16 protein-coding genes are annotated in these 16,759 nt (G+C 66.1%); 5 read left to right on the forward strand and 11 right to left on the reverse strand.

The features are described from left to right. Positions 1–10 precede the first annotated feature (10 nt). Positions 11–1,792, reverse strand: a complete 1,782-nt coding sequence (locus EC845_RS20100; protein ID WP_123300180.1) for a phosphoethanolamine transferase — start codon at positions 1,790–1,792, stop codon at positions 11–13. Positions 1,793–1,923: 131 nt separating this feature from the next. Between EC845_RS20100 and EC845_RS20105 the strand changes: the two genes are divergently transcribed. Both EC845_RS20105 and EC845_RS20110 read left to right on the forward strand, forming a co-directional pair. Then, complete coding sequence (locus EC845_RS20105; protein WP_123299933.1) at positions 1,924–2,595, forward strand: response regulator transcription factor; 672 nt, start codon at positions 1,924–1,926, stop codon at positions 2,593–2,595. Between the two features lie 9 nt (positions 2,596–2,604). After that, positions 2,605–3,990, forward strand: coding sequence for an ATP-binding protein (locus EC845_RS20110; RefSeq protein ID WP_123299934.1), 1,386 nt, complete (start codon positions 2,605–2,607; stop codon positions 3,988–3,990). Between the two features lie 86 nt (positions 3,991–4,076). Here the strand turns inward: EC845_RS20110 and EC845_RS20115 are convergent, their stop codons facing one another. From EC845_RS20115 to EC845_RS20125, 3 genes are all read right to left on the reverse strand, one after another. Further along, on the reverse strand, positions 4,077–6,377 hold the full coding sequence (locus EC845_RS20115; RefSeq protein ID WP_233598194.1) for a TonB-dependent siderophore receptor: 2,301 nt from the start codon (positions 6,375–6,377) through the stop codon (positions 4,077–4,079). 229 nt (positions 6,378–6,606) lie between these two features. Then, positions 6,607–8,754, reverse strand: a complete 2,148-nt coding sequence (locus EC845_RS20120; RefSeq protein WP_199739874.1) for a TonB-dependent siderophore receptor — start codon at positions 8,752–8,754, stop codon at positions 6,607–6,609. A 172-nt stretch (positions 8,755–8,926) separates the two neighbouring features. Further along, the gene (locus EC845_RS20125; RefSeq protein ID WP_123299936.1) at positions 8,927–9,349 is read right to left on the reverse strand and encodes a Fur family transcriptional regulator; all 423 of its coding nucleotides are present in this window, start codon (positions 9,347–9,349) and stop codon (positions 8,927–8,929) included. A gap of 258 nt (positions 9,350–9,607) precedes the next feature. Between EC845_RS20125 and EC845_RS20130 the strand changes: the two genes are divergently transcribed. Further along, positions 9,608–10,135, forward strand: coding sequence for a dihydrofolate reductase (locus tag EC845_RS20130; protein WP_123299937.1), 528 nt, complete (start codon positions 9,608–9,610; stop codon positions 10,133–10,135). Here the strand turns inward: EC845_RS20130 and EC845_RS20135 are convergent. The 6 genes from EC845_RS20135 to EC845_RS20155 form a co-directional block, all read right to left on the reverse strand. Next, positions 10,132–10,803, reverse strand: coding sequence for an SCO family protein (locus EC845_RS20135; RefSeq protein ID WP_370451365.1), 672 nt, complete (start codon positions 10,801–10,803; stop codon positions 10,132–10,134). The two genes, EC845_RS20130 and EC845_RS20135, sit on opposite strands and share 4 nt — an antisense overlap. 120 nt (positions 10,804–10,923) lie before the next feature. Continuing rightward, entirely contained in the window at positions 10,924–11,820 is an 897-nt protein-coding gene (cyoE, locus tag EC845_RS20140; RefSeq protein ID WP_123299939.1) for a heme o synthase, read from the reverse strand. Continuing rightward, positions 11,817–13,007 carry a heme A synthase gene (locus tag EC845_RS20145; protein ID WP_123299940.1) on the reverse strand — a complete coding sequence of 397 codons (1,191 nt, stop codon included), beginning with the start codon at positions 13,005–13,007 and terminating at the stop codon, positions 11,817–11,819. Before EC845_RS20145 ends, cyoE begins: the two co-directional genes overlap by 4 nt. Next, the gene (locus EC845_RS22220; RefSeq protein ID WP_148077357.1) at positions 13,004–13,312 is read right to left on the reverse strand and encodes a hypothetical protein; all 309 of its coding nucleotides are present in this window, start codon (positions 13,310–13,312) and stop codon (positions 13,004–13,006) included. Before EC845_RS22220 ends, EC845_RS20145 begins: the two co-directional genes overlap by 4 nt. Positions 13,313–13,388: 76 nt before the next feature. Continuing rightward, positions 13,389–13,736, reverse strand: a complete 348-nt coding sequence (locus EC845_RS20150) for a cytochrome c oxidase subunit II transmembrane domain-containing protein (RefSeq protein WP_148077358.1) — start codon at positions 13,734–13,736, stop codon at positions 13,389–13,391. Between the two features lie 80 nt (positions 13,737–13,816). Beyond that, complete coding sequence (locus tag EC845_RS20155; RefSeq protein WP_123299942.1) at positions 13,817–14,746, reverse strand: biotin synthase; 930 nt, start codon at positions 14,744–14,746, stop codon at positions 13,817–13,819. 90 nt (positions 14,747–14,836) lie between these two features. Here EC845_RS20155 and EC845_RS20160 point away from each other — a divergent pair, with 90 nt between their 5' ends. Continuing rightward, positions 14,837–15,736 (forward strand): ComF family protein, encoded by a 900-nt coding sequence (locus EC845_RS20160; RefSeq protein WP_158615742.1) that lies wholly within the window; start codon positions 14,837–14,839, stop codon positions 15,734–15,736. Then, on the forward strand, positions 15,682–16,197 hold the full coding sequence (gene trmL, locus EC845_RS20165; RefSeq protein ID WP_123299943.1) for a tRNA (uridine(34)/cytosine(34)/5-carboxymethylaminomethyluridine(34)-2'-O)-methyltransferase TrmL: 516 nt from the start codon (positions 15,682–15,684) through the stop codon (positions 16,195–16,197). The genes EC845_RS20160 and trmL overlap by 55 nt, the downstream gene beginning before the upstream one ends. A gap of 54 nt (positions 16,198–16,251) precedes the next feature. On the opposite strand, the gene EC845_RS20170 is transcribed toward trmL, so the two are convergent. Further along, the gene (locus tag EC845_RS20170; protein ID WP_123299944.1) at positions 16,252–16,707 is read right to left on the reverse strand and encodes a MaoC family dehydratase; all 456 of its coding nucleotides are present in this window, start codon (positions 16,705–16,707) and stop codon (positions 16,252–16,254) included. Between the last annotated feature and the right edge of the window lie 52 nt (positions 16,708–16,759).

Here is a 16,759-nt window from a genome sequence, read left to right on the forward strand (position 1 = left end):
GTCCATCGCCTCAGGCGGCCTTGCGGCAGGCCCCGAACGCATCGAGCGCGGGGCGGTAAGTGGGCGAACGGACGTCCATCAAACCCAGCACCGTGTGATAGAGGTTGTCATGGGTGACGGGTGCATCCAGCGTCCGGCCCAGACAGGCGGCATCCACATGCGTTCGCGCGGCCAGCGTGCCGGGCCAGTCGATGAAGGCGATGTGTTTCTGCTCTTCGGGCGCCATGGCATAGGGCAGGCCGTGCAGGTAGATGCCGTACTCGCCCAGCGACTCGCCATGGTCGCTCAGGTACAGCATGCCGACGTCGTGCTGGCCCTCGTGCTGCTGCAGCCAGGCAATGGTCCGCGCCAGCACGTGGTCGTTGTAGCGGATGGAGTTGTCATAGACATTGACGAGCTGCTCGTGCGCGCAATCGGCCAGTGCGTTGGTCGTGCACTCGGGCTTGAAGGCCTTGGTCTCGGGCGACGAGCGGCGGAAGTACGCAGGGCCATGGCTGCCCATTTCGTGCAGCACCACGACCACGCCATGGCGGCGCTGCTCGGACGGCAGTTGCGCGATGCGTTCGTCGAGGCCGTCGAGCAGGATCTCGTCCAGGCATTCGCCTTCGGAACACAGCGTCCGGCCGGCAGGCGTCTCCGCACGGTCGGCGGTGGAGAAGTTCGGCACCCGCTCGCACACGCCTTTGCAGCCCGCCTGGTTGTCGACCCAGATCACACCCAGCCCGGCCGCCTGCAGCACGTCGAGCAGGTTGTCGTAATCCGCCGAGCGGCTTTCGAAACCGCTTTTGCCCAGGTGCGAGAACATGCACGGCACCGAGGCCAGGGTGTTGGTGCCGCACGAACGCGCCTGGTGCCAGCTCAGCACCGGCAGCCGGGCGAGCTCGGGGTTGGTGTCGCGCCCATAGCCATTGAGTGCGTAGTGATCGCCGCGCCCGGTCTCGCCCACCACTAGGACAAACAGCGGCGTCTTGCCGGCGCCTGCCGCCGACGCCGCCTGCACATAGCTCGGACCCAGTGCGGCCCCCGCGGTGATGCTGACGAAGGGCTTGGGATGCTTGAACAGCGGCTTGACCTTGGCGTCGAGCACGGCCAGCACGCTGTTGGCGGGATTGAGCATGAAACGCAGCGACATGTTGTTGCGCACCAGCGGCGCCAGTTCGCGGTACGACGGCAGCACCACGGCGGCCATGACCGCCAGGCTGGCCAGCATCAGGCCCAGCGTGCGGGCCAGATTGCGCCAGACGCCGTCGCGCACCACAGGCACCTGGGCCAGCCACAGGCCGGGCACGCCGGCGACCAGCAGCAGTTCGGCGATCAGGCGCGGGTTGAACAGATCGGCACTTTCGTGGAGGTCGGTCTGGAACACGTTGAGCACCATGCTCTTGTCGATCACCGTGCCGTAGCCCAGCATGAAGTACTGGCCTGCGGCCGCCAGCACCATGACCAGCATCCAAACCGCTTTCATGCCGCGGGGCCAGGCGGAGAAGGACAGCAGCAGGGTCAGGCCCGCGAAGGCCAGCGGGCCGAAAATCGCGGCCAGCCAGGACGTCGAACCGCTGTAGCCGTCGAGATGCCCCAGCATGAGCCAAAGCGGCCAGTTGGCCGTCAACACCAGCCAGGCCGCCAGGATCAGCACCACGCTCTGTGCCCGCCTGGGACGCTGCCATTGATGGACAGCGCCCGCACGCAGGCGCCGAAGCAGGCTGGCACGACTGGGCAGTTGAAGGGATACGCCGTCACGCGCCGAGGGCGCTCCCGCAGCGATCGAAGACAGGGCAGAGGTTTTGATCATGGCCGCAACCATAGAATCCAGCCATGAAACCGTGCTGAACGGCAAACTCAGACTGCGTTCAGGTTGCCCTGGCCTGATGCGCGGCATGACGTCACCCGCCCAGCACACTCCTATCGGAAGAAAGTCCGCCCATGCGCATACTGCTGGTTGAAGACGATGCCGCCCTCGCCCAGGCCGTGGTGGCCTACCTGCGCGGCAAGCCCTATGTGATCGATACCGTGCCCAGCCTGGCGCAGGCCCGCGCGCATGTGGCTGCAGCCAGCTACGCCGCTGTGCTGCTGGATCTGCACCTGGGCGACGGCGACGGCCTGACCCTGCTGCCGACGTTGCGGGCATTGGACGACCCGCCGATCACCATCGTACTGACGGCACGCGACCAGGTCAGCGATCGCATCCGGGGCCTGGATGCCGGTGCCGACGACTACCTCACCAAACCGTACGATCCCGAGGAACTGCTGGCTCGTCTGCGTGCCATCGAGCGCCGGCGCGGCGCCAACCGCAGCGCGGTGCTGCAGCTCGGCTCACTCGAGATCGATCTGGCCCGCGACATGGTGCGCAAGGCCGGCATGCCCATCGTGCTCACGCCCAAGGAATGGGCGCTGCTGCACGCCATGGCCGCCCGGCCCGACTGGCTGCACACCCGCGAAGCCCTGCAGGATGCACTCTACGGTTTCGATCAGGAGGCCGACAGCAACACGCTCGAGGTCTTCATCAGCCGTCTGCGCCGCAAGCTCGGGCGTGAACACATCCAGACCCAGCGCGGCCTGGGATACCGGCTGACGACCGGGGAAAACCACGGATGAGCCGGCGCCATGAGGACTGATCCGCTGCGTCCGGCTCGCCCGGTGAGCCTGGCCGACCGGCTGACCCGTGCCCTGCTGCTGGCGCTGGCGGCCGTCTGGCTGGTGTGCATCCTGGGGGTTTCGTGGTTCATCTACGAAAAGACCAACGAGAACTTCGATGCCGAGCTGATGGAAAGCGCCCATCGCCTGATCGACGTCGCGGTCAGCCAGTACGACGATGCCGTCGCCGCCCACAAGGCTCCCGGCGACAGCCCGGTCATCGCCAAGGAACCCATCATCAACACCCTGCCCCTGACCTACCAGCTCGTCGACGGCCAGGGACACGTGGTGCTGCGATCGGGCTCAGCGCCCGCGCAGGCCTTCGGCATTCCGCTGCTCGAGGGCTTCTACGACCAGGGCGAATGGCGCATCTACGTGGCCGAGCACCCCTACCGCGAGCTCTACTTGCAACTGGCCGATCCGCTCGCCGAGCGCATCGAGGTGCTGATGAACGCCCTGCTGACGCTGGTCGCGGTGATGGTGCTGGTGCTGCTGGCGCTGACGCTGCTGCTGCGCGGCATCGCCCGCCGCGAGCTGTCGGTCCTGCAGAGCCTGCAGCAGCAGATCAGCCGGCGCAGCGGCTCCGATCTCAGTCCGATCGACGTCGGCCGGATGCCGCTGGAGCCACGTGCCGTGGGCGAAGACGTCAACCGCATGCTGCAGCGCCTGTCGGACGCTTTGGATGTGGAACGCGCGCTGGCTGCCAACGCGGCGCATGAACTGCGCACGCCGCTGGCCGTGGCCATGCTGCGGCTGCAGGCCGCGCTCGATGGCGACTTTGCGCGCGACGATGTCCATGCCGCGCTCGACGGGCTGAAGACGCTGGCCCATCGCACCGAAAAACTGCTGCAGCTCTCGCGCGCCGAATCGGCCGCCTCGCTGGGCCAGCAGGTCGTGGATCTCGCGGCACTCGCGACGACGGTGGCCGGGGAGTTCTGGGGCAACGCGCAGGCGATGCGTCAGCTCGACGTGATCGAGCCCGAGCACGACGAGCCGAGCGGACCGGTCACGGCGCTGGTGGACCCGGATACGCTCGCCATCGCATTGCGCAACCTGGTCGAGAACGCCCTGCGCTACGCAAAAGGCGCCAAGGTCGAGATTCGGGTCCAGGCCCCCGCGACCCTGGTCGTGCGCGACTATGGGCCAGGGGTCGATGCCGGGCACATGCTGACGCTACAAAGCCGCCATGTCCGGCACGCCACGGACAGCGCCGGCTACGGCCTGGGCATGTCCATCACGTCGAGCATCGTCCAGCGCAACCACGGCGAGCTCGAACTGCTCTCGCCGCCGCCGGGCTACGCCAGCGGTTTCGAGGCCCGGATTCACCTGAAGCCCGTGGTGCCCGAGACGGCCTGAACGCCGAAGCGCCCCGGCCCAGGCTCGGGGCGCCCGTCGCGCCATCGGATGGCGCAGCGGCCTTCCGTGCCCTCGGGCCGGCTCGGTCAGAACTTCACGTTGGCCGACAGCACCGCCGAGCGGCCATTGGCCAGCGTCGCGTAGTGCGTGGTGTAGGTCGAACCGTAGTAGGTCTTGTCGAACAGGTTGCTGACGTTGAGCTGCAAGGTCACGTTGCGGCTGTACGCGTAGCTGGCCATCGCGTCGAAACGCGTGTAGCCGCCGATCGCACGCTTGATCAGCGCATTGCCGCTGTACGCGTAGTTGCCCACCACCTCGCTCTGGCCGTAGATGCCCACGCCGGCCGTGAACTTCGGCGTGAAGTGGTAACTCGTCCACAGGCTGTAGCTGTGCTTGGGCGTATTGGGGAAGGCCAGCCCGGTGCCTGCACGATCGCGGCCATCGGCCTGCTTGCCCAGATCCTTCTGTTCGCTGTCCATGTAGGTGTAGCCGCCGAACACGTCCCAGGCCTTGGTGATGCGGCCGGCAAAGCCCAGCTCGATCCCGTCGACCTGCTTGCTGCCGGCCATCGATACCGTGTTGTCGGGATTGGTGATGCGGGCATTGGTCGTGTCGTTGCGGAACAGTGCGCCCGTCAGCGACAGCTGTTTCTCGAACAGCTCCCACTTGGTGCCGATCTCGTACGAACGGGTCTTCTCGGGCTTGAGAAGCTGCAGCACGTCGGATGCAATCGATTGGCCTTCCTGGCCCTGGCCGAGCGAGCTGTTGCCCGGCGTGGACGACGAGCCGACGCTGGCGTACACATTGCCGTTCGGCGCCAGCTTGTACACGAGTCCCAGTTGGTAGTTGAAAAGCGTGTCGTCCCGGTCGTAGCGCGAACGGGTGCCGGCGGTGGCGCCGCTGGTCGCAATCGCCGTGAGCTGCTTGCTGCGGTACTTGTCGGCGCGCACGCCGACGTTCAGCAGCCAGGCCGGCGCCAGCTCGATGGTGTCGAATCCGTACAGCGAAGCCGTGTTGTTGGTGAACTCGGCCGGGTTGTTGTTGCGCGCCAGCGTGCCCTGCCAGGCGTCGTTGCCGTTGGGGTTGCTCAGGCTCGTGCAGATGCCGTAGAGCGCGGCGGCACAGCCCGCTCCGGTGCGGATGCCGCTGACACGGGCGTACTCGGTGGCGAATGCGCCGGCGGCCAGTGCGTAGCTGTCGTTCTTGACTTCCTCGCGCGAGAGCTCCAGGCCGAAGGCATAGCGATGCTTGATGCCGTAGCCTGTGGTTGCACCCGTCACTTCGGACTGATTGGCCAGCGTCTGGATCGTCGAGTACCGGCTGTTGAAGCGGCGCCAGACATTGCCGTTGGCGACATTGGCATGGCTGTCGTCGGGCTGCGTCCATACGTAGTCCTGCGTGCTGTGGCTGTAGCGCAGGGTGTTGCGGAATTTGTGGGTTGCCGAAAGATCGTGCTCGACGGTGAGGGTACCGGTGTCCGTCTTTTCCTTGCGGAAATCACGGTCCTTCAGGCCATACCAGTTGTCGCGGTTGCCGCCGAAGGTGGGTTTGATCGTCAGCTCGCCCGTGGTGGGCAGCGTGGCGGGCAGGTCGTAGGGCACGCCGCCGTCGGGCGTGTCGTTGCTTTGCAGATGGTAGTACTGCAGCGTCACGCGCGTGGGGGTATCCAGGCCGAACGTCACCGAAGGTGCAATGCCCCAGCGGGTGTTGTCCGGACCGTTGCGGCCGGGTACGTCGGCGTCGTGGGCCATCACGTTCAGGCGGGCGGCGATGCCCTGGCCGTCGCTCCAGTTGCCGTCGACCGTGGTGCGCTTGTAGTTGTCCGTGCCCAGGCCGACCGAGCCGGCAATGAAGTTCTCGTTCCGGGGTGCCTTGGTCGAGAGGTTGATGCTGCCGCCCGCACCGGCACGGCCGGCATAGGCCGAATCCGAGCCCTTGATGACTTCCACCGATTCGAGGTTGAACACCTCGCGCGAACCGGCGGCGATGTCGCGCAGGCCGTCGACAAAGATGCTGGACTGGGCGTCGCTGCCGCGCATGAACGGGCGGTCGCCGACGGGGTTGCCGCCTTCACCCGCACCGAAGGTGATGCCGGGGGTCGAACGCAGCGCGTCGGCAAGATTCGTCACCGCGGTCTGCTGCATCACTTCCTGCGTGATGACCGTGACCGTCTTGGGGGTCTCGATCAGGGGCGCCGTGAATTTGCTGCTCGGCGCATGGTCCACCTTGATCGCAGCGTCCTGCGTGCCGGTCACCGTCACCGCCGGCAAGGTCGCCGCCGAGGTCTGGGCATGCGCATTCGCCAGGGGCAGCATGAGCCCGATCACGATGGCGACTGGCGTAAGTTGGAGTGGGCAGGCCTTGCGGCCGACCTGTTTTGCAGTCATGAATTTTCCCTCTCAGAAGAGTGCGCACACAGTAGGACGAGCCGTCGTCGTGGCCCTTGGTTTTTTGGCGCAGCCGAATCCTATCGGTGAGAAGAATGATTCACAATGCGTTTATCTCTATCCTTGTCAGTTATTGCCCAAATGTGTCTTGTTCGCAACATTCGATTCGGAGGATGACTGCCCTGCCCTGCGCGCAAGGCAGGGCAGGTCTCGCTTGCGGGCCTTCCGATCAATAGCTGAAGTTCACCGTGGCAATCGCCGAGCGGCCCGGAGACACATTGGCGAAGATGCCGACGTGCGAGCCGTCGTAGATGGTCTTGTCGGCCAGGTTCAGCACATTGAGTCGGATGTTGATGTTGCGGTTGATCACATACGTGGCCATCGCGTCGTACCGCCAGTAGGACGGCAATTCGAGCGTGTTGGCGTCGTTCATCCAGCGGCTGGACATGTAGGTCGCACCGCCGCCCAGGGTCAGGTTCGGCAGCAGCTTGTACGTGGTCCACACGCTCAGGCTGTTCTTGGCGATGTACTTCAGTTTCTTGCCGTCGTTGCTGCCGGCGCCGTCGTCCTTCAGCTTGGGATCGAGGTAGGTATAGCCGCCGAACACCGCCCAGTTGGGCGTGACGTTGCCGGATGCCCCCAGTTCCAGTCCGCGCGTGCGGTTGTTGCCGATCAGCTCGACGTCGCCCGTGAGCGGATCGCCGGCGCGTTGGTTCTTTTTGTCGGTCTGGAAAACGGCGGCGGTCAGCGAGAGGCGTTTGTCCAGCACATCCCACTTGGTACCCAGCTCCAGGCTGCGGTTCTTCTCGGGCTCGAGATTCACGCGGTTGCCGCCCAGGCCGCCCCCGGCGGCCCCATCGGCCCCGCCGGACTGGCCGGCCGTCTCGCCCGACGGATTGGAGGACGTGCCGTACGCCACATACACGCTGCCGTTGGGCCGTGGCTTGTACACCAGTCCGACCTGGTAGTTCAGCATGGCATCGGTGCGGCCGGCCGTGCCGTCGGTCACGCTGTAGTGGTCCCAGCGCACGCCCAGGTTCAGATCCCATTGCTCGTGCAGGTGCAAGGTGTTGAAACCGTAGATCGCCTTGGTCGACGTCTTGTTCGCCAGCTCGTAATCCGATCCGAAATCACCGATCGTCGTGCCGGTGTAGGCAGGCAGGTAGGGATTGGGGTTGTAGAGGTCGGTCCGTCCGACGGCAGTCGTGGTGCCGGTGCTGCCGTCCGAAAGCTTTTCGCGGCTGAATTCCAGGCCCAGCGAGAAATCGTTGTCGAACTGGCCCAAGCGATACTTGCCCGAGACATCGGTCTGGTTGGTCAGCGCTTCGTTGCGTTTGTTCGAGGCCCGCCAGTCACGATTGACCATGCCCGATGCGGCATGGATCGAAGGCCGCGACATGATGTACTTGTTGGTGGTCTGCGACCAGCGCGTCACGTTGCGGATCTTCAGATCGCCCGAGACATCGTGTTCCAGATCGATGGTTCCGACATCGGCATCGTTGCTGCGTTTGTCGCGACCGGCCACACCGTAGAAGTTGTCGCGATCCACGTTGACCGGCCGGCCCGCGGCACCTGGCAAGCCGGTGTCGAAAGGATGGCCGAGATCAGGCACATCGTCGGCGCGCAGACCGTAGTAGCTGACGGTCGCGCGGGTCGGTCCGCCGACGCCGAATGTCACCGAAGGCGCGATGCCCCAGCGATCCTGGTCCACGGTATCCCGTCCGGGAACGTCGGCCGTGTGCTTCATCACGTTCAGGCGCGCCGCCACGCCGGGGGCCAGCACCCGGTTGACGTCGGCGGTCACCCGGCCGTACTGGTCGGTTCCCAGACCCAGGCTGCCGTGAATGAAGTTTTCATTCAACGGTTTTTTGCTCACGAGGTTGATGCTTCCCCCGGTCGAGCCGCGGCCGCTGTAGGCGGAGCCGGGTCCCTTGACCACTTCGACCTGTTCGATGTTGAAAGCCTCATGGGCAAATCGGCCCAGGTCGCGCACCCCGTCGATGAACATGTCGGTGCTGGCTTCGTAACCCCGGATGAACGGGCGGTCGCCCATGGGCGTGCCGCCCTCGCCCGATCCGAGCGAAATACCCGGCGTCGTCCTGAGCACATCGGCCAGAGACACCGCGCCCCGCTCGTCGAGCACTTCACGTGGAATGATGGTGACCGACTTGGGGGTATCGAGCAGGGGCGCCGTGAACTTGGGCGAAGCGGCCCGCTCGACCTGATAGCTCGGGGTTTCCGCAGGCGCGGTGACCGTGACGGGGCTGAGCGTGGTCTCCTGGGCACACGCCTGGCTCAAAGGGAATGCCAGCGAAACCCACATCGCCATGCGCGACGGCTTGAACCGAGCCGTTGCAGGTGTCTCGAAAACAGACATGTAGTCCTCCTAGTAGTAATAGAAACTACGTCGAGCTCATGTTTCCTGTTGTCTGTTTTTAAACCGCTGCTGAACGTGGCAAGAATAATAAAAGGAAAGAGAATGATTCAATAAAATAACAAAACAAGAATCGGTATCAGTCGCAATTCTCGTTGTGCATTCGCAACAGCCGTCAGGCCGTGCAATCCGCATAGACATCGAGGGTCTGTTCGCCCAGCGCGACGCCCTTCGCTGCGGCCGCACCGACAAACAGCTGCCTCAGTTTTTCGTCTTCGATGTGGATGGTGCGGCCGGTCTGACGACAGATCAGCCGGAAATAGGCAGGCTGCCCACTGGTGGCCATCCGGTAGCGCCCGCGATGCTGATCGTCCCACTCCCTGACCAGAACACCGACGTGCTCGAGCTGGTTGAAGACCCGATAGATGGTCCCCATCGACACGGCATGCCCCTGCTCGAACAGCAGTGTGTACATCTCCTCCGCATTGAGGCTTTCGGGGTCGGCTGTCTTGAGGCCCTCCAGCATGGCGATTCGTGCCTGGGTCGGCCGGATCCGATGCTTTTTCAGAAGCGTCTCGCTCGTTAAATTCGTTTTCATGTCAGGCTGGGCAAGATGGACGTGGCCCGTCCACCGGAGCGGAGAGCAAGCAATGAGAAGCAGTCTCACGCCTGACCTAAATTATGTCTCGATTTGTCAATTTGTGTCCATTTATGGCGCGAATTTCAAGATTCTTTCTCGCGTGCAGCCCGCCTGCTGCCCATCGGCGGGCCATGACCGCGGCGCGGATGAGCCGATCGGCCTTTTGGACAAGGCACAATCCCGGAGCTGTTCCCCAACCCCCAGACGACGATCCCCATGAGTGTCAACCTGATCTACGCGCAAGCCGCCAACGGCGTCATCGGCCGCGACAACACATTGCCCTGGCACTTGCCGGAAGATCTGGCGCATTTCAGAAAACAGACCAGCGGCCGCCCGGTGGTCATGGGCCGCAAGACCTGGGACTCGTTGCCGCCGGCCTTCCGGCCGCTGCCGGGCCGGCTCAACATCGTGGTCACGCGCCAGCAAGGCTGGCAGGCCGACGGCGCCGTCACGGCTGCCGGTGTGCCCGAGGCCCTGGCTCTGGCCGGGCAACTCGCCGGCGCGGATGCCGAGATCTGGGTCATGGGCGGCGCACAGATCTATGCCGCGGCCCTGCCCCTGGCCGACCGTGTCCTGGTCACCGAGCTCGAACAGGCGTTCGAGGGCGACGCCCGGGCGCCCGAGCTGGGCACGGACTGGCAGCTTGCCCACGGCTCCGAAGGCCTGCAGGACGAGACCGGCGACTGGCTGACCTCGCGCAACGGCCTGCGCTACCGCTTTCGCGATTGGCGCCGGGCCGGTTAGGCCTTCTGCTCGGACAGCAGGATCTTGAGGTCGTCGGCCAGAGCCTGCGCGCCGCTGCCGTAGCGTGTGAAAAGGCGCAGCTTGTTGCGGGTGTCGTAGACAAAGCTGCCGGCCGTGTGGTCCATGGTGTAGGTTTCGGGCGTACTCCCCGGCACCTTGGCGTAGTACACCTTGTAGGCCTTGGCGACCTCGGCGAGTTCCTCGGGCGTCGGCCGCAGGGCGACAAAACCGGGGTCGAAATTGCCGACATAGGCCTGCAGGATTTCCGGCGTGTCGCGTTCGGGATCGACGCTGATGAAGATGCCCTGCAGCTTGTCGCCATCCGTCCCCAGCATCTGCTTGACCTCGGCCAGTTCGGCCAAGGTGGTCGGGCAGACGTCGGGACACTGCGTGAAGCCGAAGAACACCACGACCAGCTTGCCGCTGTAGTCGCTCAGGCTGCGCCTCTGGCCCTGCGCATCGGTGAGGGTGAAGCCCTGCGCATAGCTGGCGCCGGTGACGTCGACCGCCTTGAAATCGGGTTTGGTGAGGTTGCAGCCCGTCAACGCGCCCAGCACCGTGGTGGTCAGCACGCCCAGGCCCAGGGCCATCAGCCCCCGGCGGCGGGTCGAGGGCACCGAGGCGGATGGGGCCAAGGGCTCGGAGGTCGGGGCAGATCGATACGGCATGGCGGCAGCTCCTCGGGCAATTCGGAATGGACTCGGGACACGGCCCCCAGGCGCGCCATGCAGCGCGGGGCCGGGCATCAGCAGGCTGCAGCGGCACCAGAGGCGCCGGCCGACCTGCAATCAGAACAGGTAATGGTCCAGCAGCAGCGCCAGGAACAGGAAACTCAGATGGACCAGTGAAAAACGGAAGGTCTTGCGAGCCAGTGCCTCGGAGTACGCGCCGTTCAAGGCCCAGGCGTAGACAAAGAAACCCGCACTCAGCACCACGGCGGCGGCCAGGTAGAGCCAGGAGCTCATGCCATAGGCAAACGGCAACACGCAGGCGCCGAACAGCATCACCGTGTAGAGCAGGATCTGCAGGCGGGTGTATTCGCTGCCGTGGGTGACGGGCAACATGGGCAGTCCGGCCTTGCGGTAGTCCTCGACCCGGTAGAGCGACAGCGCCCAGAAATGCGGCGGCGTCCACACGAAGATGATGAGGAACAGCAGCAGGGCCTCGGCGCTGACGCTGTTGGTCAACGCGGCCCAGCCCAGCACCGGCGGCATGGCCCCGGAGGCCCCGCCGATGACGATGTTCTGCGGCGTCAGCGGTTTCAGCACCACGGTATAGATCACCGCGTAACCCACGAAAGTGGCGAAGGTCAGCCACATCGTCAGCGGATTGACCCACCAGTACAGAATCAGCGAGCCCGCACCGCACAGCACGGCCGAGAAGCCCAGGGCCTGCCAGTCGCTGAGTTCACCGCGCGCCGTCGGGCGCCAGGCGGTGCGTTTCATGTTGGCGTCGATGGTTTTCTCGACCAGGCAGTTGAAGGCGGCTGCGGCACCCGCCACCAGCCAGATGCCCAGGCAGGCAATGGCCATGCGCTGCAGTTGCGCCAGGGTGGGCAAGCTGGGCACGGCCAGCACCATGCCGATGAAGGCACAGAAAACGATGAGCTGGACCACCTTGGGTTTGGTCAGCGCGTGGTATTGCTGCCAGCGGGTCATGTCGGGCAGGGTCTTGGTCACGCTCATGGCGACACTCCTGGAGAGGCCAGCCTGGCGCCGTCGGCCGGCGCTTGCATGGCGGGGGAACGGTGCGCCAGCCCCGGGGCGGCGCGACGCGAAGAGGCACAGAGCATGCCGGTCAACACCACGGTGAGGCCGGCAGCCCCTCCCGTGTGCAGCACGGCGGCGGCCAGGGGCCAGTCGAGCACGACATTGCTGATGCCGGTGGCCACCTGCATCAGCACCAGCGCGGCCAGCACACGGGCCGGTTTGCCCAGACCGGGCACGTTCCAGAGGCGCCAGGCCAGCGCACCCAGCACGGCCACCACCGCATAAGCGAACAGCCGGTGGGTGTAATGGATGGCCGTGAGCGCCTCGACGCCGATGTAGCTGCCGTCGTGCGTCATGCCGAGCTCACGCCACAGCCGGAAACCCTGGCCAAAATCCATGGACGGCCACCACGAGCCATTGCACATCGGGAAATCGGTACAGGCCAATACCGCATAGTTGGTGCTCACCCAGCCGCCCAGCGCCACCTGCGTGAACAGCGCGGCCGCGCCCGCCCACATCAGGGCTCGCAGTCCGGCACCGACGGCCACACGCGGCGCCTCGCCGTGCGCCTGCGCATACTGCATGGACTGCACACGCAGCAGCACCAGCAGCACCAGGCCGCCGATCAAGTGCCCGGTGACGATGAGCGGGAACAGTTTCATGGTCACCGTCCAGGCGCCGAAAGCGCCCTGCAGCAACACCCAGCCCAGGGTGAAGGTCGGCCACCAGGGCGAGACCGCCGTGCGCCGGCGCTCCATCCACGCGCTGATCGTCATGGTCAGGATGAGCACGCCCACACCCGTGGCCAGATAACGGTGCACCATCTCGATCCAGGCCTTGGAATGCGTGACCGGGCCGGTCGGCATGGCGCTCTGGGCCGCCGCGATGTGTTCGGTGGCACCGATCGGACTGCCATGGCCATAACAACCGGGCCAGTCCGGGCAACCCAGGCCCGAGTCGGTGAGGCGCGTGAAGGCGCCGAACAGCACGAGGTCGAAGGTCAGGAACAAGGTCATCAGCGTGATCAGGCGCAGGCGGCGGGCCGACGAGGCCTTGCGGTTGCGCATCCAGATCCACGCCAGGGGGCCCAGGGCGACGATGATGCCCATGAGCATCACGCGAGCCACGGGAGCCCAGTTGTAGAGGTCTTGCACGTTGTTCATAAGGCGGGATTCATGACCTCGCCGGCACTGCGCGGGACAGCGGCGGCTCGGATGTCGTGCGCAAACACCTCGGGCCGAACCGGGCCCGTGCCACGACGGGTTCCGGCAGCAGGCACGCGTGTGCCGTTCTGGCCGGAGGCGGTATTTTGCCGGATCGGACCGCAAACCCGCCAGGATGCACGCACAAACCCCCTCACGGCAGGCAAGCATGTCGCCAAAAAGGCAAAAAACCCCTTTTGAAACAACACGATCGGCAAAGGACTTGATTTTTCAGAAAACACAAGACCTTCAAAAAAGATCAGCATTTGCCCACATCCACAGGCGAGCGGCGGGTCTTCGAATGGGTCTAATGTGCGGTCTGCCGCCGGGCACGATCCGGATTCAGACGGTCAGCAGCCGGAACACCGGCCAGGCGGCGCCCAGCACGATGAGCAGCGGGATCAGGTTCCAGCACAGCTCGACCCACCAGGACTCGTCCATCCGTTCGCCACGCCGGCGCACCCGCACCCGATGCCGCCAGAGGACGATCAACATGGCCGCGAAGACCACGGCGAACAGGATGGCGCAAAGGGCCAGCAAGCCGAGATGCGGCTCGCCCTGGGGTTCTGGCACCACGAGGCTGGCCTGCGCCCAGGCGGCAGGCGCAGCCGACAAGGCAAGCAGTGCCTGCAGCAGTCGGGCGGCCGGCGTCGAACGGGCGGACGAGGAAGAAGAAAGAAAACGGAACATAGGCTTGGGTGCTGCCGGCGCCAAGGCGGGACGCCCTGCCGGCAGCCAGCCGCGCATTGTAGGACCTGTGTCCGGCAGCGTCAGCGCACGGGTTTCTGGCCGGCCTTGAGCAGGCTGCGCATGTCGTCGAGCTTGATGCTGCTGGTCCCGGCCAGCGGCACGCGCGGCGGGGCCTTGAAGGCATGGCCGTAGACCACCTCGAAGGTCAGGGCCAGGCGGCCGTCCTCGGTCCGGGTCAGGCCTTCGCTCAAGGCCGCCAGCAGGCGTTCGCGCCACTGGCGTCCGCGCAGTCCGGCAAAACGCGCGGGATGCAGGTTGCGTCCGAGCTCGCGCAGCTCCGCGAGCAGGCGCTCCGGCGTGTCGTAGGTCAGCACGATGCGCTCCATGTCCATCACGGGTTCGGCAAAACCGGCCTGCACCAGCATGTCGCCCCAGTCGTGCATGTCCGTCAGCTCGTGGCCGGCCACCGGCCAGCCCAGGCGGGCATACAGTGCGCGCAGTTCCCGCACCGTGTCCGGCCCCAGGCAGGAAAACATCAGGAAACCGTCGGGCACCAGGCTGTCGCACCATTGCTGAATGAGCGCCTGGGGCCGGGCCGCCATGTGCAGTTGCATGTTGGACCACACCAGGTCGACCTGCAAACCCTCGGATCCGTCCACGATGCGCGGCGCAGTCACGCGTTTGCCGGCGGTCGGCAGTCGGCGCCACCAGGGCAGATCGGGAACCAGCCGATCGCGCAGCACGGCCCGGCCGGACTCGGTCTGCTCGACCAGCACGGCCGCGGCCTGGGGATAACGGGCCAGCACCCGCGCTTGCGCAGCCTGGCCGCCGCGCAGCGGCGTCCAGTCGGCCCAGATTTCGGGCTGGCGCTTGATCCATTGCAGGCGGTCTTCCATGCGCTGCCCGATCTCGTCGTGCAGCCAGGGAGACTGGGCCGGGGCATGCAAACGCCAGCGCTCGGCGGCAACGGGATCGATGGTGGGGGGAACGGGCGTCGAGGTGGTCGTCATGCGTGGGCCGGAAGAGCCGGGTCGCACAGCATGGACCCTGGCCGGGCCCACAGTATATTGAGGCCCGAGCCGTCATGCAGGGAGCAGGATATGACACCGCGCAGCCCGAGAATCGTCCGCCGTCTCGCCACGGCATGCCTGTCGTTGTACGACCGCGCCGCCGCCGCACGCACCTGGCACCTGCCCAGCCGCTGCAGGATCTGCCAGCACTGGCCGCAACGCACCTTGTGCGACCGCTGCGTGCAGGCCTTCGGCGAGGCCTTTGCGCGCTGCCGCACATGCGCCCAGCGCCTGCCCGACACGGGCGATGCAGCAGCCGTGCAGGACTGGTGTGTCGACTGCCTGCGCGTGCCATCGCCGCTCGACTTCGCGCTGGCCTGCCGCGACTACGCCCACCCCTGGTCCGGCCTGGCCGCGCGACTCAAGTTCGCCGACGATCTGGGGCTCGCCCGCAGCCTGGGCCGGATGATGACCGCCACGCCGGGCCTGCGTGCCCAGTTGGCCGACGCCGATTGGGTCGTCCCCCTGCCCTTGTCGGACCAGCGGCAGCGCGAGCGCGGCTACAACCAGGCCGAGGCCCTGGCGCGGGCCATGCTGGCCCACGCGCCCCGGCTGCTGCGGCCGCGCATGAACACCGGCCTGCTGCGCCGCGTGCTGCACACCGACCCGCAGCACGCCCGCTCGCGGGACGACCGGCTCGCTCGCCTGCGCGATGCCTACCGTGTGCCCCCGCATGCGGCCGCCCTGGTCGATGGCCGCCACATCCTTCTGGTCGACGACGTCATGACCACGGGCGCCACCCTGGCCGCAGCGACCCGCGCCCTGCGGTTGGCCGGTGCCGCACAGGTCGGTGCCCTGGTGCTGGCACGCGCATTGACCGCGGATGACGAGGCCCAGGCCCCGCAAGACGCCGGAACGCGCGACAATGCCGGCCCATGTTCAATATCGTCCTCGTCCACCCCGAAATCCCGCCCAACACGGGCAACGTGATCCGCCTGGCCGCCAACACCGGCTGCCGGCTGCACCTCGTCGAGCCCCTGGGCTTCTCGATGGACGACAAACACATGCGGCGCGCGGGTCTCGATTACCACGAGTATGCAGATCTGCTGCGCCACGCCAGTTGGCAGGCCTTCCTGGAGCAGGAGCAGCCGGCGCCCGACCGCCTGTTCGCGCTCACCACGCGGGGCACGCGGGCGGTTCACGCCCAGCCGTTTGCGCCGGGCGACTGGCTGGTCTTTGGATCGGAAACGGCAGGCCTGCCGCCCGCGATCCGCGAATCGCTCGACAGCCGGCAATGGCTGCGCCTGCCGATGCGCGAAGGTCAGCGCAGCCTGAATCTGTCGAACGCGGTCGCGGTGACGGTGTTCGAGGCCTGGCGGCAGAACGGCTTTGCGCAGGCGGCCCCGCTGGGCGGTCTGGGCGTGGACGCGGCACCGTCCTCGGCAGGCTGAGCGCCCACCCCGCGCCGCAGGCGCTCAAGGGTGTTCAGGCGTACGCAAGCCGACTTACGGGTACTGACGCACCAGCGATTCCGCCACGCACACGGGCTTGTCGTGGCCCTCGCGCTCGACCGTCAGTTCCCAGGTGTATTGCACGCCGCTGCGGTCGATCGGCTCGCTGGCCAGCAGCTTGAAGTGGCCGCGCAGACGGCTGCCGACAGGCACCGGCGCCATGAACCGCACGCGGTTGAGTCCGTAATTGATGCCCATGCCCGAGCCGCCGATCTCGATGGCCGACTCGAGGAAACGCGGCAGCAGCGAGAGCGTCAGGAAACCATGGGCGATGGTGCTGCCGAACGGACCTTGCCGGGCGCGTTCGGCATCCACGTGTATCCACTGCCGATCGCCCGTGGCCTCGGCAAACAGGTCGATGTGCTGCTGGGTGATCTCGACCCAGTCGCTGGCGGCCACCGTCTGGCCGGCCCGTGCCGACAGTTCGGCCAGAGTCTCGAAGTACGCCATGCCTTGTCTCCTTTTTTGTCTTTTGACAGAGGGTACCAGGCACGCGTCGATC

The sequence above is a fragment of the Comamonas sp. BIGb0124 genome (assembly GCF_003752175.1).
Taxonomy (GTDB): Bacteria; Pseudomonadota; Gammaproteobacteria; order Burkholderiales; family Burkholderiaceae_C; genus Comamonas_F.